Annotated in this window: 20 protein-coding genes and 1 riboswitch; of the genes, 7 read left to right on the forward strand and 13 right to left on the reverse strand. The window is 63.0% G+C overall.

Going from position 1 to position 20,164, the window contains the following annotated elements; translation table 11 throughout:
• Window positions 1-115 precede the first annotated feature (115 nt).
• Window positions 116-433 (reverse strand): acyl carrier protein, encoded by a 318-nt coding sequence (locus BN1800_RS30075; protein WP_087002718.1) that lies wholly within the window; start codon window positions 431-433, stop codon window positions 116-118.
• Between BN1800_RS30075 and BN1800_RS41625 the strand changes: the two genes are divergently transcribed.
• The gene (locus BN1800_RS41625) at window positions 408-638 is read left to right on the forward strand and encodes a hypothetical protein (protein ID WP_179213924.1); all 231 of its coding nucleotides are present in this window, start codon (window positions 408-410) and stop codon (window positions 636-638) included. The genes BN1800_RS30075 and BN1800_RS41625 overlap by 26 nt on opposite strands.
• A gap of 36 nt (window positions 639-674) precedes the next feature.
• On the opposite strand, the gene BN1800_RS30080 is transcribed toward BN1800_RS41625, so the two are convergent.
• Together BN1800_RS30080 and BN1800_RS30085 are read right to left on the reverse strand one after the other, a co-directional pair.
• Window positions 675-956, reverse strand: a complete 282-nt coding sequence (locus BN1800_RS30080) for a hypothetical protein (RefSeq protein WP_087002694.1) — start codon at window positions 954-956, stop codon at window positions 675-677.
• Complete coding sequence (locus tag BN1800_RS30085) at window positions 937-1,773, reverse strand: DUF899 domain-containing protein (RefSeq protein WP_087002696.1); 837 nt, start codon at window positions 1,771-1,773, stop codon at window positions 937-939. Before BN1800_RS30085 ends, BN1800_RS30080 begins: the two co-directional genes overlap by 20 nt.
• Window positions 1,774-1,894: 121 nt before the next feature.
• Between BN1800_RS30085 and BN1800_RS30090 the strand changes: the two genes are divergently transcribed.
• Together BN1800_RS30090 and BN1800_RS30095 are read left to right on the forward strand one after the other, a co-directional pair.
• Window positions 1,895-3,115: a helix-turn-helix domain-containing protein gene (locus BN1800_RS30090; RefSeq protein WP_087002698.1), complete on the forward strand. Its 1,221-nt coding sequence runs from the start codon at window positions 1,895-1,897 to the stop codon at window positions 3,113-3,115.
• A gap of 42 nt (window positions 3,116-3,157) precedes the next feature.
• Entirely contained in the window at window positions 3,158-3,787 is a 630-nt protein-coding gene (locus BN1800_RS30095; protein ID WP_027513280.1) for a Vgb family protein, read from the forward strand.
• A gap of 79 nt (window positions 3,788-3,866) precedes the next feature.
• On the opposite strand, the gene cbiB is transcribed toward BN1800_RS30095, so the two are convergent.
• The 6 genes from cbiB to BN1800_RS30125 form a co-directional block, all read right to left on the reverse strand.
• A complete protein-coding gene (cbiB, locus tag BN1800_RS30100) occupies window positions 3,867-4,847 on the reverse strand; it encodes an adenosylcobinamide-phosphate synthase CbiB (protein WP_087002701.1) in 981 nt (326 codons plus the stop codon).
• The gene (cobD, locus tag BN1800_RS30105) at window positions 4,844-5,845 is read right to left on the reverse strand and encodes a threonine-phosphate decarboxylase CobD (RefSeq protein WP_087002702.1); all 1,002 of its coding nucleotides are present in this window, start codon (window positions 5,843-5,845) and stop codon (window positions 4,844-4,846) included. The genes cbiB and cobD overlap by 4 nt, the downstream gene beginning before the upstream one ends.
• Window positions 5,842-7,149, reverse strand: a complete 1,308-nt coding sequence (locus BN1800_RS30110) for a cobyrinic acid a,c-diamide synthase CobB (protein WP_087002703.1) — start codon at window positions 7,147-7,149, stop codon at window positions 5,842-5,844. Before BN1800_RS30110 ends, cobD begins: the two co-directional genes overlap by 4 nt.
• A complete protein-coding gene (cobA, locus tag BN1800_RS30115) occupies window positions 7,146-7,988 on the reverse strand; it encodes a uroporphyrinogen-III C-methyltransferase (protein WP_027513284.1) in 843 nt (280 codons plus the stop codon). The genes BN1800_RS30110 and cobA overlap by 4 nt, the downstream gene beginning before the upstream one ends.
• Before the next feature lie 165 nt (window positions 7,989-8,153).
• Entirely contained in the window at window positions 8,154-9,104 is a 951-nt protein-coding gene (locus tag BN1800_RS30120; protein WP_087002705.1) for a nucleoside hydrolase, read from the reverse strand.
• A gap of 70 nt (window positions 9,105-9,174) precedes the next feature.
• Window positions 9,175-9,594: a cobalamin biosynthesis protein gene (locus BN1800_RS30125; protein ID WP_027513286.1), complete on the reverse strand. Its 420-nt coding sequence runs from the start codon at window positions 9,592-9,594 to the stop codon at window positions 9,175-9,177.
• A 101-nt stretch (window positions 9,595-9,695) separates the two neighbouring features.
• On the opposite strand from BN1800_RS30125, the gene BN1800_RS30130 reads away from it, so the two are divergent.
• Complete coding sequence (locus BN1800_RS30130; RefSeq protein WP_087002720.1) at window positions 9,696-10,508, forward strand: TSUP family transporter; 813 nt, start codon at window positions 9,696-9,698, stop codon at window positions 10,506-10,508.
• 7 nt (window positions 10,509-10,515) lie between these two features.
• Here BN1800_RS30130 and cobO read toward each other — a convergent pair whose 3' ends face one another.
• Genes cobO through cobU form a run of 4 tightly spaced genes read right to left on the reverse strand, consistent with a single transcriptional unit; the run spans window position 10,516 to window position 16,677 of the window.
• Window positions 10,516-11,148, reverse strand: a complete 633-nt coding sequence (gene cobO / locus BN1800_RS30135; protein WP_087002707.1) for a cob(I)yrinic acid a,c-diamide adenosyltransferase — start codon at window positions 11,146-11,148, stop codon at window positions 10,516-10,518.
• 14 nt (window positions 11,149-11,162) lie between these two features.
• Window positions 11,163-15,089: a cobaltochelatase subunit CobN gene (gene cobN / locus BN1800_RS30140; RefSeq protein ID WP_087002709.1), complete on the reverse strand. Its 3,927-nt coding sequence runs from the start codon at window positions 15,087-15,089 to the stop codon at window positions 11,163-11,165.
• 9 nt (window positions 15,090-15,098) lie between these two features.
• Window positions 15,099-16,148, reverse strand: a complete 1,050-nt coding sequence (gene cobW / locus BN1800_RS30145) for a cobalamin biosynthesis protein CobW (protein WP_027513290.1) — start codon at window positions 16,146-16,148, stop codon at window positions 15,099-15,101.
• Window positions 16,149-16,152: 4 nt separating this feature from the next.
• On the reverse strand, window positions 16,153-16,677 hold the full coding sequence (cobU, locus tag BN1800_RS30150; protein ID WP_087002711.1) for a bifunctional adenosylcobinamide kinase/adenosylcobinamide-phosphate guanylyltransferase: 525 nt from the start codon (window positions 16,675-16,677) through the stop codon (window positions 16,153-16,155).
• 312 nt (window positions 16,678-16,989) lie between these two features.
• Window positions 16,990-17,378, reverse strand: a riboswitch (cobalamin riboswitch).
• 163 nt (window positions 17,379-17,541) lie between these two features.
• On the opposite strand from cobU, the gene BN1800_RS30155 reads away from it, so the two are divergent.
• The 3 genes from BN1800_RS30155 to BN1800_RS30165 form a co-directional block, all read left to right on the forward strand.
• Complete coding sequence (locus BN1800_RS30155) at window positions 17,542-19,332, forward strand: chloride channel protein (RefSeq protein ID WP_087002713.1); 1,791 nt, start codon at window positions 17,542-17,544, stop codon at window positions 19,330-19,332.
• Window positions 19,333-19,506: 174 nt separating this feature from the next.
• Window positions 19,507-19,692: a P-loop NTPase family protein gene (locus BN1800_RS30160; RefSeq protein ID WP_087002715.1), complete on the forward strand. Its 186-nt coding sequence runs from the start codon at window positions 19,507-19,509 to the stop codon at window positions 19,690-19,692.
• Between the two features lie 54 nt (window positions 19,693-19,746).
• On the forward strand, window positions 19,747-20,164 hold a 418-nt coding region (locus BN1800_RS30165; RefSeq protein WP_143534154.1), incomplete at its 3' end, for an RNA-guided endonuclease InsQ/TnpB family protein.

Here is a 20,164-nt window from a genome sequence, read left to right on the forward strand (position 1 = left end):
CGGATCCTCCAGCCCGGCAGGGAAGAGAGCGCCGGATACGCCTAGTTAGGAACAAAACCGCCCGGCCGCTACAGTTCGCAGAGGCAGGGCGGAGAAAAAAAGATAGCTGTGTCGCTCAGGCCTTGGCGGCGCGAAGCTCATCGATCTTGGCACAGAGGTTCTTCAGCACGAAATATTCCTCGGTGGAAACCTTGCCCTCGTTGACTTCCTGCGTCCACTTTTCGAGCGGGATCTTGATGCCGAATTCCTTGTCGATGGCGAAAACGATATCGAGGAAATCGAGGCTGTCGATACCGAGGTCGTCGATCGTATGGCTCTCCGGCGTGATCGTCTCGCGATCGATCTCGCTGGTTTCTGCAATGATGTCGGCAACTTTATCGAATGTAGCGGTCACGCACTGTACCTCTTTGAATGACGAATTTATCCCCCTCATAGGCAAATCCATTTCAAAAGCCAATGCTTTCGCACAATCTGCTTTCAAATTTGACGGACAACTGTTGCCGAAACAGCAGTCCGGGCAAGGCCCGGAACGTCGATCCGGCAGCCTTGCCCGCGATATTCGGCAGCAAATGGCACCAGTTGATTGCGCCGCAGATTGCTTTAATACCGATCATGCCGGCGTCGCCACTCCGTCGTGAACTTGAGGCTATGCTTGCCGCGAGGCAAACATCCGATCAAGACCGGCGCGCACCGCCTCGCCGGCTGGAGATCAGCTTCAGCCACGGCGCCAAATGGAAGGTGCTCATGAGCAAGTACATCGGGACCATTCCGGTCAGCGGTGACGCATCGGCTGCGGCAGAGCATATCATGTCCGCACCGCCGGAGACCCCTGTCAGCAGCGCCATGACCGCGAAGGTCGGGGCCGCCGCAAGGGATAGCCAATCGGCGGCACCGAGGGCGGCCAGGTTGCCGCTTCCGCCGGAGGCGCCCGCAGTTTCACGCTGAGCAGCAATCATGGTTGTGAACCTCCCGGCGAACTTGCTTGCCGTACTCGTCGTGGTGGCGCCACCAGACGCCGTGCTCGTTGCGCCCCTTGGGCGCACGGTCGAGCCACTGGTACATTCCCCACAGGCCGTCCAGTCCGCGCGCATAACTGGAATAGGTATGGTAGACGACGCCGTCTTCGAGCACGAACGTGCTGAGACCAGGCCTGTCGCGCGTGTAGGTGGGAACGTCCGTTCCGGTCATGGCCGCGATCTGCGCGACCGGCCCATCGCTGCCGCGCAACTGCCATTCCTGAACGGTCTTTCCGGCGAGCGGCTCGGGTGCCGGCGGTTCACGGCGGAAGTTGTATTCAATGTTGCCCTCACGCTGTTCCTCCTCGGTGAACCAGACGCTGAAGTCACGGTTGAAGTCGCCGCCGTTCGACGACGCCCAGGGAAAGGTCCAGCCCATCCGCTGCTTGAACGCCTGCAGCTTTGCGAGCGGCGCGCGCGAGACCGCCGAGAAGGCGACGTCGTGGTTCTCAAGATGGACGACGATGCCGTTGAACCCATCGGCGATCGAAGAGCATGACGGGCATCCGGCCGTATAGTCGGGGCCGAACATGAAGTGGTAGACGAGAAGCTGCGAGCGCCCGCCGAAAAGGTCCGCCAGCGAGGCGCTTCCTTCGCCGGTTTCGAACCGGTAGTCCTTGTCGATCCGGACCCGGGGCAATTCCTGACGGCGCAGCGCCAAAGCGTCGCTGCGCCGCGTCAGTTCCTTCTCATCCTCAAGCAGGTCGAGCCGTGCCGACAACCACTCTTCGCGTGTTCCGGTTACGTGTGCCGTCATCGTTCTTCTCCTTTGGTTGTTTGTCGCCGTCCATTTTTGGTGCGGCGTGTTGCTTGCTGGTCGTGAATAGACTAGGGCCGGTTATCGACATGGTGGGAGTTACAAGTGTGACGGGATTCCGATGGACTCGCTGATCACTGCTGCGGCACGTGCCCTCGCGGCGGGCGATCCCCTCGGCGCACTGAAGCGGGTCGCCCTCCGTGACGACGCGCCGGCGCTCGCGCTCAGAGGCATCGCGATGGCGCAGCTCGGCGATCTCGACCGAGCCAAGGCTCTACTCAAGAGTGCGGCGCGCGCCTTCGGTCCGAGAGAGGCTACGGCCCGCGCGAGGTGCGTCGTCGCCGAGGCCGAGATCGCACTCGTCTCGCGAGACCTTACCTGGCCGGCGAAGGCGCTCGACGCCGCGCGGGCGACACTCGAAGCACACGGCGACCATATCAACGCCGCGCATGCCAGCAATCTCGAGGTCCGGCGGCTGCTCCTGATCGGCCGCCTCGACGAAGCTGAGCGCATTCTCGCAGGCCTCGATCCCACGCCGTTCCCGCCTGCTTCGAGGGTCGCCCATGAGTTGGTAGCCGCGGGGATCGCGATCCGGCGCCTGCAGACGAAGGCGGCGCGGGCCGCGCTCGTTCGTGCCGAACACGCCGCACGCGAAGCGGCTATCCCGGCGCTGAGCGCGGAGGTCGAAAGAGCGTCCCTCCTCCTGATAACGCCGGCGGCGCGCCTGATTTCGCGTGGCGAGGAACGTCCCCTCCTGCTCGATGAGGTCGAAACGCTCCTGGCGTCGGAGGCGCTCGTCGTGGACGCGTGCCGCCACGTCGTGTGGAACGCAGGCGTGGCGGTCTCGCTCGCCACGCGCCCGGTCTTGTTCGCGCTTGCCCGCGCGCTCAGCGAAGCCTGGCCCGGGGACGTGTCGAGGGGCACGCTTCTCGCTCGCGCGTTCCGGGCAAAACATGCCGATGAATCGCATCGCGCGCGGCTGAGGGTGGAAATCGGCCGGCTGCGCGCTGAGCTTCGGGCGCTGGCAGACGTTAGGGCAACGAAGCGAGGCTTCGCGCTGGCACCGCGTCATACCCGCGAGATCGTCGTGCTGGCGCCGCCCGTCGAAGAGCAGCATGCGGCGGTGCTCGCCTTTCTCGCCGATGGCGAGTCGTGGTCGAGCTCGGCACTCGCCATTGCGCTTGGAGCAAGTCCTCGCACCGTGCAAAGGGCGCTCGAGCAGCTTGCGGCAGCAGGCAAGGTGCAGTCTTATGGCCGCGGACGGGCGCGCCGCTGGATGACCCCGCCTGTGCCGGGATTCCCGACAATCTTGTTACTCCCCGGTCCGCTGCCGGGTAATTAAGGTCAGGGCCTGAGTTGAAACCTGAAATGACAGGGTGGAATCATGAAAAGATCCGCAGCTGAAATCCTCCGTGAATATGGACCCTTTCCGGGTGCCGAGGACGTGGCCGGCGTCACCTTCGATGGCCAGCACGTCTGGTTTGCCTCCGGAGACAAACTGAACGCCCTCGACCCCGGGAGTGGAGAGATGGTGCGCTCCATTGATGTTGCCGCGCACGCAGGGACGGCCTTCGACGGCGAGCACCTGTTTCAGATCGCTGAGGATAGAATCCAGAAGATCGACCCGAAGACCGGCCGCGTGCTCGCCACGATACCGGCACCCGGCGGCGGCGACTCCGGGCTTGCTTGGGCCGAGGGGACGCTCTGGGTGGGGCAGTACCGGGATCGGAAAATCCATCAGATCGATCCGCAAACGGGCGCTATTCTTCGCACCATCGATTCCAACCGCTTCGTCACCGGCGTCACCTGGGTCGACGGCGAGCTCTGGCACGCCACCTGGGAAGCCGACGAAAGCGAGGTGAGGCATATCGATCCGGAAACGGGCAAGGTTCTGGAGAGCGTCGAAATGCCGCCTGGAATGGGCATTTCAGGGCTCGAGTCGAACGGCAGCGATCAATTCTACTGCGGCGGCGGACGAAGCGGGAAAGTGCGGGCCATTCGCCGTCCCACCTGAGAATCGGCGGCCGGCAGCGGCACCGAAGCATCCGCCGGCTCCACAAACAGGTAGTCGAAGCGGCCTTGCGGAACCGCCGTCAGAGCAGAACAGCGAATGCCAGAAACACCGTGATCGCCAGTATCATGCAGCTCGCATTGAAGACCGCAACGCCGTCCTCGACATCCTTGACGGTCGCGGTGCCGCGGCCTGCGCCATTGATCATCGGTTCGCTGACGACGATGCCGGAATAGACGCGCGGGCCCGCCAGTTGAACATCGAGCGCACCGGCCATCGCCGCCTCGGGCCGGCCGGAATTCGGCGAGCGATGCAGACCGCCGTCGCGGATCGCAACCCGCAAGGCCTCACGGCTGGCGTTTGCACCGCGCCGAAGCCAGGCGCCTGCGGCAATCAGCAGGATGGTAAGACGCGCAGCGGGCCAGTTCGCCAAGTCATCCAGGCGGGCAGAAGCCCAGCCGAAATCGACATACTTGTCCGACTTATGGCCGATCATCGAGTCCGCGGTATTCAGCATCTTGTAGATGAACAGGCCGGGCAGGCCGAGGACGGCATACCAGAGCGCCGGCGCAACGACGCCGTCGGAGAAATTCTCGGCGAGGCTTTCGATCGCCGCGCGGCAGACCCCCGGCTCGTCCAGTGTTTCCGGATCGCGGCCGACAATGCGGGAGACGGCCCTGCGTCCGCCGACTATACCCTCGCCGCGCAAGCCTTCTGCTACCGCGGAGACATGATCCGCTAGGCTCTTCTGCGCCAGGAAGACCGCGACGCAGACAACCTCGAGCAGAATGCCGACAAAGCCGAACAGGCCGAAGAACCAGTGCAGCACGAGTCCGGCGACGGCGCTGAATGCGAGCAGGACAGTGATCGACACCGTGCCGTTCAGCCGCCGCTCGGCCTTCGTCAGCGTCTCGCGGTTGAACTGCCGGTCGAAATGCGAAATCGCCTTTCCAAAAATGACTACGGGATGCGGCAGCCGCGACCACAGCCAATCCGGGTCGCCGACGATCCGGTCCAAAAGGAGTGCCAGCAAAAGCACGAGGAGATTTTCGTCGATCGTCATCCGTCAAAACTTTCCAAAGCGGCCGCAAGCCTTTTGTCTGCAGCAGAATCGGGCGCGAGGCCGAAACGCAGCCATTCCGGCGCATAGTCGAACTTGCGGACAAGAATATGGTGGCGGCAGAGATGCAGATGAATGCCGCCGGCGCGGCTGTCTTCGACAAGCGCGAAGAGCGGCGTACCGCCAGCTATTTTCAAACCGGCACTTTTTAGCGCGCCCCGCAAGGCATCCTGGCGCTCGGCGATTCGGCGGATGATGGGAGTGCTATCCGACCGCAGCAAGGACGCGGCAATCGACAGCGCCGGGCCGGACACGGCCCAGGGACCAAGCCAATCCTCGAAACGCTCGCGGATATCGCTTGCCGCTACAACGAAGCCGAGCCGTAGACCTGCGAACCCGAAGAATTTTCCGAACGAACGGAAGATGATGAGATTTGAAAGCCGGGATGCCAGCGGCACGAGACTCAAATTCGGCTCGGCATCGCCGAAGGCTTCGTCGACGATGAGATAACCGCCCTGCCCTTTGAGCCGTTCATGCAGTGCGGCCAGTTCGTCCGGCCGATGGCTTCGGCCGTCGGGATTGTTCGGACTGACGACGACGGCAAGCGCATGCCGGTCATCGACAGCGCCGATCCCATTGACCGCATCAACGACAAAGCCCGCCGACCGGAACGCCTTTTCGTATTCGCCATAGGTCGGCGAGACGATCGCGATGCGCCTGCCGGGCTCGACCAGCCGCGGCAGAAGCTGGATGACGGACTGCGTGCCGGGAACAGGCAGCGGCAGGAGGTCGCCGCTGCGGTAATAGTCGCGGGCAGCGGCAACGGCGGATTGCACCAGATGCTCATCCGGCAGGCGATGCCAGGATTCCGCCGGGATGTCCGGCAGCGCGGCCGGGCTTGGATTGATGCCGGTCGAAAGATCAAGCCAATCCTCCGGCCTTCCGCCGAAGGCAGCGGCAGCGGCCGTGATCCCGCCGCCATGCATGATCGGAGCGCTCATGCAGTCGCTCCGGCAAGGTCGATCAGATGCATGTAGGAGCCAGCGATTTGGCCGCGGCGAAGGCCGGCCTTGCCGAGATCGATGTCCAGCGCGTCACTCACACAGAAAAGCCGGTCGGCCTCGCCTTCCCGAACAACAGTGGAGTAATGATACTCATGGGCCGTCATGGCATGATCAAAAAGTGCCCCGTCGACGGGCTGAACGCGGCGATAGCCGAGATGCCGGCTGCGCTCTTCATAGCTGGTGACGAGCGGCAGAAGGCCGAGCATCTCGTGCCGTGCGCCGCCGGCATCGATCAATCCTTCGCCAAGGACCATGTAGCCGCCGCACTCGCCGTAAATGCGCGTGCCGCGTCCCGCAGCCTCGATCATCCCCCGGCGGAAATTCTGCGCGCCTGCGATCTCTCCGGCATGCAGTTCCGGATAGCCGCCCGGCAGGTAGATCGCGTCGGCATCGGCGGCGGGTGCTTCGTCGGCCAGCGGCGAGAAGAAGGAGATCGTTGCCCCGCGCCGCCGCCAGCCGAGCAGCATATGTTCGTAGGAAAAGGCGAAGGCGATGTCGCGGGCAACGGCAATCCGGCTTCCGAGCGGCGCCAGCCGATGGATGTTCGCCGCCGAGGGGACGTTGAGGCCTTGCCGCGCGATGCGCAGAAGAAATTCGAAATTGCATTCGGCCGAGACTGCCTTGGCGGCGTGCTCGATAAAGGCTTCCAGCCCCTGATGCTCGCCAGCCTGGACGAGGCCGAGATGCCGCTCAGGAAGCGCCAGCGTCTTGTCGCTGCGGATGATCGCGATGACCGGCATGCGGATGGCATCGAGGGCCTGGCGCAGCATCGTCTCGTGTCGCTCGCTGCCCACCTTGTTGAGAATGACGCCTGCGATCCGCACATCGGCGCGAAAACCCGCAAAGCCGCTGACGAGCGGCGCAACCGAATGCGACATGCGCGAGGCGTCGACGACGAGCACGACCGATAGACGGAGCATAGCGGCGAGATCGGCCGCGGTCCCCTTGCCATCGGCGGCACCGTCGAAGAGGCCCATCATCGCCTCGATGACGAGAATGCGATCGCCCGACCGGTGCAGCGCGGCATTGGCGGAAATCAGCTCGGGCCGCATCGCCCAGGCATCGAAATTCAGGCAGGGCGTGCCGCTGGCGGCGGCGTGAAAGGCAGGGTCGATATAATCCGGGCCCGCCTTTCCGGGAGCGATCGCGACGCCACGGTTGCGAAGCGCCCGAAGCAGGCCGAGTGTGATCGTGGTCTTGCCGGAGCCGGAGGACGGCGCAGCGATCAGCAATCCGCTCATGCCGTCACCTTTCCTTCCGTGCGGCGAAACGGATCGGGCTCAAGCCTGCGGCCTGCGAGCGCGCCCAACCAATCGAGCGACGCGCGCAGTCTCACGACCTCGCCGACGACGACAATCGCAGGCGGCTCAAGGCCCGAGGCTATGATGGCCGCCGGTGCCTCGCCAAGCGTCGTTTCCAGAACCTGCTGTCCGCTGGTTGCCGCATTGCAAACGAAGGCGACCGGCTCCGACGCCTTGCGGCCCGCAGCGATCAGGTTGGTGCTGATCTGGGCGATATGTTTCATCGCCATATAGATGACGATCACCGGCGAACCGCGGCCGATCGCCTCCCAGTTGATCGCATCCGGCACGATGCCGGAAGAATCATGGCCGGTGAGGAACGTGACCGCATGGTTGATGTCGCGATGAGTGACCGGAATACCCGCATAAGCAAGCCCGCCGATGCCGGCCGTGATCCCCGGCACGATGCGGAACGGGATGTTGTGCTCGACCAGCGTAAGTGCCTCTTCGCCACCGCGGCCGAAAACGAAGGGATCGCCGCCCTTCAGCCTGAGAACGCGCTTGCCGGAGCGCGCGAGTTCGACCAGGCGAAGCGAGATGTCCCGCTGCTTCGCGGAAGGCTTGCCGCCCCGTTTGCCGGCATATTCGAGAACGGTGTCATCCCGCGCGAGCTTCAGACATTCCTCGTCCACCAGCGCATCGTGGACGATCACATCGGCTTCCGCCATCGCCTTGGCGGCAAGCAGCGTCAGGAGGCCAGGATCGCCCGGCCCGGCGCCGACGAGCCAGACGCTGCCCGGCTCCAGCGCCGGCAGATGTGAGAACGCGTTTTCGATCATTCAGGTGATCTATGCCCGGCTGCAGGCAAGGTCAACGGCGAGGACAACTCGCGATCGCAGGTTGTCGAATTTAATCATACTCAATTTTTGAAGACGCCGAGCCATCCCATTGATTAGACTCGGCAAGAACGGACCGGCAGAAGCCGCCGGCCGGTCCGTATTTCCTCAGACGCGCAGCAGCGTCTCACGAATGAGGTCGTTGACCTTTTCTGATTCGACGCCGGTGCAGACGATCTGGCTCGGCAGGCCGTCCCACTTTCCCGGCGGGAAACGGCGGCCATCCGGCTTGACGATCGTCTGACCGTCGGCAATGCCGCCGCAGACGACCCGAACGGAGCCGGTGATGGTCGTGAAGAGTTCCGGCGCCACGACATAGACGCAGGCGCAGCTGTCATGCACCATCATGCCGTCATCAACCGCATGCGTGTAGAAATCGATGTAGAACTGTGAGAGGTCGTTCAGCATCTTCACGGCCTTGTCGCCCTTTGCAGCGGCAGCGGCGAGATAGCTCCGGCTCATGGTCGTGATCGAGGTCACGTCGAGGCCGACGACGGTCACCTCCCACGGCGCGGTCAAGACGATATCGGCAGCTTCGGGATCGCCGTGAATATTGGCTTCCGCGACCGGGGAGACATTGCCCGGCACATAGAAATTGCCGCCCATGATGACGACGGCTTTCACGAGCTTGGCGATTTCCGGATCGTCCTTGAGCGCCAGCGCAAGGTTCGTCATGCGGCCGACGGCAACGAGCGTCACCTCCCCCGGATTGGCGCGCACCGTGTCGATGATGAATCGGTAGGCCGGACGCGGATCAAGCGGCAGATCCACCGTTTCCGGTACTTCGATATTGCCGAGACCGTTGTCGCCGTGAACCAAAGTTGGCCAGCCAATTTCCTCGCGCGAAGGATCGATCGTGATACTAGCACCCTTGGCAACAGGTGCCGGGATATTCCATTCGCGCTTCAGAAACAGCGCGTTGCGCGTCGTCGCTTTGATCGAGGCATTGCCGAAGATGGTCGTGATGCCGATCAGATCGATGTCCGAATGACGATGCAGGAAAAGGAGCGCCATGGCGTCATCGACGCCCGGGTCCGTGTCATAAATGACCTTGTGCATGAGATTTCCTTTTTATGCTGTCCGCTGCCGTCCAAGGGACGACTAGCGAAATGGGGCACCATAACGCCCGTTATTCTTTCTGCAACCGCATGCGGGCGATCGCCGCGGTTGCATGCGCGGATTTGATCTTGGGCACCGCGAGCTCCGCCACCTGGCCGGCAGCAGCAAGCGCAGCGGATTCAGCAACGCCGTGGCAGCCGATGCGGGCAAAGACAATATCGGATGGATTCTTAAGGCGCGGCGTCTCTTCCTCAAGGCGTGCGGCGCTGAAAAACAGCATCGGCAAGCTGAGGTGTCTGGCGGCTTCAAGAATAGCAGGTTCCCCGGCCCGGCCGTCGATCGACGCGATGGCGGCGAGTTCACCGGGCGCCAGACCGGCCAGCCGCAACGCCTCGGCCGCAAGCGCCATGACCTCATCGGCCGGCGTGCCGCGCTCGCAACCGAGGCCGAGGACGTGGCGGCGCGAAATATCGAACGTGATTTCGGTCATTAGCCCGTTTTGAAAGACTGCATGCGTGTCCTGCCAGCCATTGCAGCCGGAGACCGGAAATGCAACATGGCGCGGACTTCAATCGCGCCTTCGAGTTCGCCTTGTCCGATATCGCTCCCCATCTGCTTCTTCTCCTTTGCCTCGCTGGCTTCTTCGCCGGCTTCGTTGATGCCATCGCGGGCGGCGGCGGGCTCATCACCGTCCCGGCGATGCTGATCGCCGGGATTCCACCGCTCCAGGCACTCGGCACGAATAAGGTGCAATCCGTTTTCGGAGCAGCATCCGCCACCATCGCCTATGCGCGGAAAGGCCATGTGAACCTTCGCAAACAACTGCCGATGGCCATGATGGCGGCGATGGGCGGAGCGCTCGGCGCGGCTCTTGCGACGATCGTGCCCGGCGATGTCTTGCGCGCCATCATGCCGGTGCTGCTTATCGCGATCGCGCTCTATTTCGCCTTCAAGCCGAACCTCAACGACCTCGATAAGCACCGCCGTATCACCCCCTTCGTCTTCGGCATGACCTTCGTGCCGCTGATCGGCTTCTACGACGGCGTTTTCGGCCCCGGCACGGGCTCCTTCTTCATGCTGTCCTTCGTGACGCTTGCAGGCTTCGGCATGCTGAAGGCAACGGCGCATACCAAGCTTCTGAACCTCGGCTCGAACATCGGCGCACTCATCGTCTTCGCCTCCTTCGGCGCAACGCTCTGGACGATCGGGCTCATGATGGGTGTCTGCCAGTTCCTCGGCGCCCAGTTTGGCTCACGGCTTGCGATGCGCACCGGCGCCAGGCTCATCAAGCCGCTGCTTGTGACGGTCTGCATTGCGTTCACGATCAAGCTCCTGTCCGATCCGACGAACCCTCTTCGCCTGTGGAGCCTGGCAATGGCCGTCGATTACCTGCCGGGTCATTGACCCGCCGTCAGAACTCCACGCCGGGCTGTCCCTTGATGCCGGAGCGGAACGGATGCTTGATCAGTTCCATCTCCGTGACAAGGTCGGCGATCTCGATCAACTCGTCCTTGGCGTTCCGGCCGGTCAGCACGACGTGCGTCATGTGGGGTTTTTCGGCCTTGAGAAATGCGATGACCTCGTTCACGTCGAGATAGTCGTAGCGGAGCGCGATGTTGATCTCATCGAGCAGCACCATGGAGTTGCGCTCGTCGCGGATCAACTCCTTCGCCTTTTCCCAGGCAGCGGCGGCGGCGGCCATATCGCGGGCGCGGTCCTGTGTTTCCCAGGTGAAGCCCTCGCCCATTGTGTGGAACTGGCAGACGTCGGAGAAATGCTTCTCGATCAGGTCGCGCTCGCCGGTCCACATCGCGCCCTTGATGAACTGCACGACGGCCGACGGCTTGCGGTGGGCGATATGGCGGAAGATCATGCCGAAGGCCGCGGACGATTTGCCCTTGCCCTTTCCAGTGTGGACGATGATCAGACCCTTCTCGTCCGTCTTCGTCGCCATGATCTTGTCGCGCGCGGCCTTCTTTTTAGCCATCTTTTCGGCGTGACGTGCATCGTCCTTCTGGCCGGTTTCCACTGGTTCTTCGCTCATTGTTCTTCCCTGGTTTATACCGTTTCTGCGTGACGTGACGGCGCGAGATCGAAGCGCGCCGAATTGCTGCGCGGCGTCCAGAGCCTGCGCTCGATCGCTTCGAGCAGCCGCTCCTTCATTTCCCTTAAAGCCGCCGGGTTCTTTTCCGCCATGAAATCGCGGACTTTCGGATCGGCGACGAAGGCCTGGTAGACGGCTTCGAAATGATGGTCTCCGACGACCCCCGTCGTTGCCGCGAAGGCAAAGAGATAATCGACGGTCGCGACGATCTCGAAAGCGCCCTTGTAGCCATGGCGCATAACGCCATCGATCCACTTCGGATTGACGGCACGCCCGCGCACGACGCGGCCGATCTCCTCTTCCAGCGAGCGGATCACCGGCTTTTCCGGCCGCGAGTGATCGTTGTGGTAGATCGCGGGACGCGTTCCACCCAATTGCTCCGCGGCCGCCGCCATGCCGCCTTCGAACTGGTAGTAGTCGTCGCTGTCGAGCAGGTCGTGCTCACGGTTGTCCTGGTTCTGCACCACGGCCTGGATGGAGCGCAGGCGCTCCTCGAAGACACCGCGTTCGGCCTTGCCTTCGTCTGCCGCGCCATAGGCGTAGCTGCCCCAGACGAGATAGGCTTCCGCCAGGTCGGCGCGACGCTCCCATCCCTTTTCGTCGATCAGAGCCTGCAGGCCCGCGCCATAGGCGCCGGGTTTGGAGCCGAAGATGCGGTACCCGGCGCGCTTCTGCGCGGATGCCTCGTCGAGCCCGGCTGCGGCGAGCCGCGCAGCCTCACCGCGCATGCGAGCGGCAATCGGGTTGTCGGCGGCATCTTCATCCAGCGCGCCGACGGCGCGGATTGCCCGGTCGAACAAGGCGATCTGTTCCGGAAAGGCATCGCGGAAGAAGCCGGAGACGCGCAGCGTCACGTCGACCCGTGGGCGCCGCAGCAGCGCCGGCGGAATTATCTCGTAGCCGGTGACGCGCCGCGAGGTCATGTCCCAGAGCGGCTTGACGCCGATCAGCGCCAGCGCCTGGGCGATATCGTCTCCGCCGGTGCGCATATTCGAGGTTCCCCAGGCCGTCAGACCGAAGGAGACCGGCCATTCGCCGTGATCCTGAGCGTAGCGGCGAACGAGCAATTCGGCCGATTTCTTGCCGAGTTCGTAGGCCGCAGGCGTGGGGACGGCGCGGCTGTCGACCGAATAAAAGTTCCGTCCCGTCGGCAGCACATCTGGCCGGCCGCGCGTCGGCGCACCGGAGGGGCCTGGCGCGACGAACCGGCCGTCGAGACCGCGCAGAAAGCCCGCGATTTCGGCCTTGCCGCAAGCGAGGATGGAGGGCTTCAGGCGGTTTTCGATCTCGGAGAGCACCGCGCGCGTGGCGGCCCAGTCCAGCGGGCATGGAAGTTCGCCGGAAACCAGCTTTGCGGCAAGCAGTTCGATGCGCTCGACAGTGTCGCCGCTGGTGCGCCAGGGGGCGTTGGAAGTCTCTGCCAACTGCGATGGCCGCGGACCGAGCCAGGGCGCCGACATATCGCAGTCTAGTGGATCGAAATGTGGAGCGTGGGGCTTATCCCCCTCCGCTGCAAACGCATCCGCCGCAATCGCCCGCTGCAAACTCTGATCCCCGCCCTCGCCCAAACCACGCGGGACGCGCGCCAGTGCCACCGTGAGATCAATCAGCAACCGGCCTTCCGGCGCGACGCCGAAGATGTGCAGGCCGTCGCGGATCTGCATTTCCTTGAGGTCGCAGAGATAGGCGTCGAGCTTCTTCAGCGCCTCATCCTCGGTCTCGCCCTTAGCGATCCCGGCATCCTGGTCGAGGCCGATGTCGGCGACGAGATCGAGGATCTGCTTGCTGAGCAGCCGGATTCGTCGCGGATCGCTGCCGGAGGCTTCGTAATATTCGTCGACCAGCGCTTCCAGGTCCTTGAGAGGACCGTAGCTTTCGGCCCGCGTCAGCGGCGGCGTCAGGTGGTCGATAATGACGGCGCTTGCGCGGCGCTTGGCCTGCGTGCCCTCGCCCGGATCGTTGACGATGAAGGGATAGAGATGCGGGAGCGGGCCGAGGATTGCCTCGGGATAGCATTCCGCAGACAGCGCCAGCGCCTTTCCCGGCAACCATTCCAGATTGCCGTGCTTGCCCATATGGATCACGGCATCAGCGCCGAACTTCTCACGGAGAAAGGCATAAAAGGCAAGATAGCCATGCGGCGGCACGAGGTCCGGCGAATGGTAGCTTTCCTTCGGGTCGATGTTGTAGCCACGTGCAGGCTGAATGCCGATGAGGACATTACCGAAACGCGTGAAAGGCAGGGCGAAACCGCCATCCGTGAAATACGGATCGGATGCCGGATCGCCCCAACGGGCGGTAACTTCGTTCTGAACCTTTTTCGGAAGAGACGCGAGGAACAATTTGTATCCGCTCAATGAAAGCGTCTCGCGGATCACCCTTCCATCGCGTCCGGAGTTGGTCGGCCCGTCGGCGAGGTGCCGCATCAGCGCATCGCCATCGGCCGGGAAATCGGAAACCGTGTAACCCGCATCCCGCATCGCCTCCAGCACCTCGATGGTGCTGGCCGGCGTATCGAGACCGACGCCGTTGCCGAGGCGCCCGTCGCGGTTCGGATAATTCGCAAGCACCAACGCGATGCGGCGGTCCGCAACCTGCCTGCTTCGCAGACACGCCCAGTTAGCGGCGAGTTTCGCCGTGTAACGCATACGATCGGCATCCGGCTCGCTGGCGACGATATTGGCTTCGACGGCCGCGTCGTAGCGGGCGGCGGATTTGAACGAAACGGCGCGCGCCAGCACGCGGCCATCGACCTCGGGCAGCGCGACGTTCATGCCGAGATCGCGGGCGGAAAGACCTTGGGACGACAAGGCCCATGCTTCCTTGGACGAAGCGGAGAAAATCGCCTGGAGAACGACGGCGCCGTTGGATTCTAGGACCGTTGCCGCGCGATCGGCGCCGGGCGCGGAGACGGCAAAGCCCGTCGTGTTGATCACCACGTCAGGCGGCGCTTCTGTTAAGATGCGTTCGAGAATGCCGGTCGATACCGGGTCCTTGAGGCTATAGGCGAAGACCGGCAGAGGACGCAGGCCTTCCGCCGCCAGCGCTTCGATGAGCGCTTCGATGGGGGCCGTTTCACCGCTCTGGACGAGGGCGCGGTAGAAGCTGATGGCGACGGTCGGGAGTTCGCCGGAACTTCCCTTCCCCCCAAGGGGGAGAAGGTGGCCCGAAGGGTCGGATGAAGGGGAAGCACGGCAATCGCCAGCATCACCTTCGCGGCCCTGTTCGCTCCTTGCGTCGCTCACGCCCCTCATTTGCCCTGAAGGGCATCTTCTCCCCGCTGGAGAGAAGATGGAGGCTGCGGCGGCCTTCCACTCCTCAATCCCAATCACACCTCTGCCCGGCCACCAGATGCCGGCCTTCATCAACGGCGCTGCCGCGCCCGGCTTCCCGTCACCGGCAAGCATCGCCGCGGCATAATCGAGAAAGCCCCGCGAATTCCCGTCGCCGCCTTCGATCAGATAGGACCAGAGCGCATTCAGATCATCGAGCGGCACATTCGAAAAAGGCGCCAATCCCGCATCCGGCTTGGAATCCCCGGGCAGCACCGCGATCATCGCGTCATGCCGCGCAGCGCAGGTGTGCAGCGCCTCCAGCGCGTAGTGGAAATAGCTCGCGCCCCCAAGCGCCCGGACGATGATCAGCTTGGCATGCCGCGCAGTCCGCTCGATATAGGCATCGACGGACATCGGGTGCTTGAGGCTCATAAGGCTGGCGAGCCGGAGCGAAAAAGGCCTGCCGCCTTGTGCGTGAGCCGCGGCGATCGCCGAAAGCTCCGTGTCCGCTGCGGACAAGAACAGGATATCGCCCGGCGATTGGCCGAGGTCGATCGCCTCCTCGCCATCGCTGATCGTTCCTTTCTGGGCAAGAAGCAGATGCATGGCCGAGCCTTAGACGAGTGCCTGGATGGCATTGCGGACCGTGCCCTGATCCATCTCATGCAGACCGATCACTACAAGGCGCGTGCCGCGTGCTTCGCCTGGCGCCCAGGCGCGGTCGAAATACTGGTCGATGCGACTGCCGACCGCCTGGACCTGCAAACGCATCGGCTTGCCCGCGACATCGGCAAAGCCCTTCAGGCGCAGGACGTCGTGCTTGGCAATCACGCCTTTCAGCTTCTCGGCGAAGCCTGCCGGATCGGTGATCGGACCGAGTTCGACGACGAAGCTGTCGAACTCGTCATGGTCGTGCGGCGTGCCGTCCTCATGCTCCAGCTCGTGATGGGATTTGCGGTTGACGATGTCCCCTTCCGTGCCGATTCCGAGGCCGAGCAGCACGCTTGCGGGAACCTCGCCGTTTCTCGCCTCGATCATCGCCGGCTTGCGGGCAATGCGGGAGGTTACTTCGCGGCGCACGCGGCCGAGCCCCTCGCCGTCAAGGAGGTCGGTCTTGTTGAGCACGATGAGGTCGGCGCAGGTCAATTGATCCTCGAAGAGTTCTTCTATCGGGCTTTCATGATCGAGGGATGCGTCATCGGCGCGGCGCGCATCCACCGCATCGTGGTCATCGGCGAAACGGCCGGCGGCGACGGCCGCGCTGTCGACGACGGTGATGACCCCATCGACCGTCACCTCGCTGCGGATATCCGGCCAGTTGAAGGCGGCAACGAGCGGCTGCGGCAGGGCAAGGCCGGAGGTTTCGATGATGATGTGGTCCGGGCGCTGCGCGCGCTCCAAAAGCTTCGTCATGGTCGGGATGAAATCATCGGCAACGGTACAGCAGATGCAGCCATTGGTAAGCTCGATGATGTCGTCCTCGGTGCAGTTTTCCGCGCCGCAACCCTTCAATACGTCGCCGTCGACGCCGAGATCGCCGAATTCGTTGATGATCAGCGCGATCTTCTTGCCGCCGGTATTGGAAAGCAGATTGCGGATCATCGTCGTCTTGCCGGCGCCAAGGAAGCCGGTGATGACCGTTGCGGGGATCTTCTGCTGGTTCATAGGTTCAACCCTTCATTTTCAGCGGCAGACCGGCCGCGATGAAATACACGTCCGCGGCTTCCGCCGCGATCATCTGGTGCAGCCGTCCGGCATGATCGCGGAAATCCCGCGCCATCCGACTTTCCGGCACGATGCCGAGGCCGACTTCATTGGAAACGATGACGAGCCGCGCCTTGGCCTTTGGCAAAAACGACGCAAGGGCAACGAATTCCGCCGCCATCTCGCGCTCTTCCATCATCAAATTGGTGACCCAGAGCGTCAGGCAATCGACGAGGATCGCCCGACCCTTGCGGTCGATCGCGGAGAGACGGGAGAGGAGATCCAGTGGCTCCTCGTGTGTCGTCCAGAGCGGACCCCGATCGGCCTTATGCTGCTCGATGCGCGCACGCATCTCTTCGTCCCACGCCCGGCCGGTCGCGACGTAGTGGCGCTCAAGGTCGCTATCGGCGATCAGCCGCTCGGCGAAGCGGGATTTGCCGGAACGCGCGCCGCCGAGGACGAAGGCAGTGCCGGGTGAAGATGAGGTCATCAGGATGCAGACCCCGGAAGGGATAGCACCACACAACCTCTCCGTCCCTCATTCCTGTGCTTGTCACAGGAATCCAGCCACGGCGCGTCTTCGCCGTGAATGACCTTTTTCGTTTTTGGGAGTCTTCTGCGCCCAAGGTCTTGGGCGCACTGGATTCCTGTGCTGGTTCCCGGGCAAAGTCCGAGGACAGGAATGCGGGAAGTCGAAAGTGCGGTGTCCCGCAAAGAAGCCGCAAAATACGGCATAAAATTCCATCGTTCAGCCATGACAACCTCCGTGCTGGCAGCGGGGAACAATGCCCCAGAATGGGCTCTTCGCCCGGCACGCATGGCAGGTCTCCTGGCTCGCGGGTTTGGCACGACAGGGCGACCATTGAGGTCGCCCTATCGTGCCAGCGGGTCTTCCTCGCCTTCCCGGCTGCGTCTTCGTGAAAGGGCGGACGATTCGTAGAAATAGAGGCGTCCTGCCCCGGCTGATCACGATGCATTTCCAGTGGCTTTTCCGGCGCCTTGCCGCTTCACCCGCTCCGCGACATGCGAAACAGCCGTGAATTGGCCCGAACGCCGGATGGAAGACCCTGACCGCTCTACAGTCGCGGGGTCGGCTGTGATGAAGACGCCCGGCTTGGGTCCGTCCCTTCACATTCCCTTTTCATCCGGCACGGCATCTGCCGTTCCGGAACCATCCGTAAGATTGTTCATCGTTAGGCAAGCCGCCTGTCGAAGTCAATCGCGCACGCCAAACGGAACCAGCGGAGAACAGGTTCAAGGTCGCGGTGCGGTTCGCGCCGGCCTTTCGCCATATTTCGGGAGCACGTGCCCTAATCGCCCTTGACGGTGTTGGCCGTTACCTAGTTCTTTGCATATGCTCACGAAATTGAATTTCCCGCGCCTCCACCAGCTCTATCGCCTGCTTGATGCAGGGCGGATTCGCGCGCTTGCCCGCCGCAGCGAAATGGGCATGGTCTTTGCCGGGATCGCCGTCGGCGTGACGTCGGGCCTCGCGGTCACCGGCATGAGCCTGCTCTCGCGCGAGCTGCACCGCCTGATCTTCGGCATCAGCGAGATCGAGAGGCTGAGTGCGTCGCAGATAAACGACAAATTCCTGCTTCTGATCGCGCCAGTCTGCGGTGGGATTCTTCTCGGCCTTGTGTTTTTTATTCTCGCGCGAACCCGCAAGAAGCCCATGGTCGACCCGATCGAAGCAAATGCTTTGCATGGCGGCCGACTGTCGCTGACGGACAGCATCATCGTCGCCGTCCAGAATCTGGTTTCGAACGGCTTCGGCGCCTCTGTCGGCCTTGAGGCCGGCTACGTCCAGCTCGCGGCAGGCATCGCCTCCAAGCTCGGACTGAAGCTGCAGCTTCGCCGCGCCGATCTGCGCGTCCTTGTCGGCTGCGGCGCAGCCGGTGCGATCGCCGCCGCCTTCAACGCGCCGCTGACCGGCGCCTTCTACGCTTTCGAACTCATCATCGGAACGTACACGATCGTTTCGCTGACGCCGGTCGTCGTTTCTGCGCTCGTCTCGACGCTCGTCGCGCGCCTGCTGGCGGGAAGCGACTTCATGATCGACGTCGGTGAATTCGGCACGGTGGTTCCGGCCGATTATATCCCTGCCCTGCTGCTTGGCGCCTTCTGCGCCGGCGTCGGTATCCTCATCATGCAGGGCGTAGCCTTCATCGAGGAACTCGCGCGTAAAAGTTCGGTTCCGACGCCGCTTCGCCCGGCACTCGGCGGCATCGTCGTCGGCCTTCTGGCGATGATTACGCCTCAGGTGCTTTCCGCGGGCCATGGCGCCTTGCATCTCAATCTCGACCGCGATGTCGCCGTCACGGTCCTGATCGGCCTCTTCCTGCTGAAATCTTTCGCTTCGGCCGTCTCGATCGGTTCCGGCTTCAGGGGCGGCCTCTTCTTCGCCTCACTCTTCATGGGAGCGCTGCTCGGCAAGCTTTTCGCCTATTCGGCACCCTATTTCGCGCACGCGACGCTGACGCCGGTGATCTATGCCGTGGTCGGTATGAGTTCGCTCGCCGTTGCCGTCATCGGCGGGCCGCTGACGATGACCTTCCTGGCGCTCGAGATAACCGGCGACTTTCCGATCACCGCGCTGGTGCTGGCGGCTGTCATCACCTCGTCGCTCGTCGTCCGGAGCACCTTCGGTTACTCCTTCGCCACCTGGCGTTTTCATCTTCGCGGCGAGAGCATCCGCAGCGCCCATGATGTCGGCTGGATCCGCAATCTGACGGTCGACAAGCTGATGCGCTCGGACGTGAAGACGGCAAAGGCCAATATCACGATCGACGAATTCAAGAAGGCCTTTCCGATCGGTTCGCGGCAGCGCGTCATCCTGGTCGACGACGCCGACAAATATGCCGGCATCGTGCACGTTCCGGAAATCTACGCGAGCCCGGTCGACACTGACGACGAGGGTAAGGGTCTGAAGGATTTCATCCGCTACCGGAACGATTTCCTGCAGCCGCAGATGAACGCAAAGCAGGCGGCGGCGATCTTCGACAAGACGGAGAGCGAAGCGCTCGCCGTGCTCAACAATCTGATCGAGCGCCGCGTGGTCGGCCAGCTCAGCGAAAGCTATACGCTTCGCCGCTACAGCGAAGAGCTCGATCGCAGACGCCGCGAGGTTTCGGGCGAAATCTAGTGATGTCGAACTAGTCTTACCAACCTAGATTGCAGGGACCCAGACCGCCGGCAGCCAGTATCCTTGCTGATAAGATGTGATGGCGCAGAGCGAAATGACGCTTGCCACTTCCAACGCGGTTCAAGCTCCAGCAAATTGCAGTCGGTTGAAGATTGGAAGGACAATGGAAACGGCATGGAGATCACATTGATTACGGGACCGGCCGGCGTTGGCAAGTCCACGCTGTGCTGGGAGATGAGCTTGCAACTCGCCACGGTGAATGTCGCTCACACCGTCATCGAGACAGATGAACTTGATCGGAACGTGTCCGCCGCAAACCTCGTCCTTCCGGGCGGGGTAAGGCGGACGGGACGCCGTTAACCATGTTCCGGTCCGGCATCCGCGGGCGCTTGCGGAACATATGAAGAACATTCTATGGTCGTTCCGATGAAGGAACGGCTGGGCTATCGATACAGGATCTACCCGGACGCGCGGCAGGCGCGGCTGTTCCGCCAGACCGTCGGCTGCTGCCGCCTCGTCTACAACCTCTGCCTCGAGCAGCGGAGCATGGCGTATGCGATGCCGTCCAGGCACCGCCTGTCCTCGTTCGACCAGATCAAGGAACTGCCGGGCCTGAAGGCCCATCTGCCGTTCCTCAAGGACGTTCCGAACCACTGCCTGCAGCAGGCGGCCGTCGACCTCGACAAGGCGTTCAAGAACTTCTTCAAGGGCCACGCGGCGTACCCGAAGGCGAGACGGAAGTTCCAGAACGAATCCTTCCGCTTCCCAGACCCGAAGCAGATCTCCTTCGGTGAGAAGGGAATCCTGCTGCCGAAGGCGGGCTGGGTGAAGC

Origin of the sequence: Rhizobium sullae, from assembly GCF_900169785.1 — a bacterium.
Lineage (GTDB): Bacteria > Pseudomonadota > Alphaproteobacteria > Rhizobiales > Rhizobiaceae > Rhizobium > Rhizobium sullae.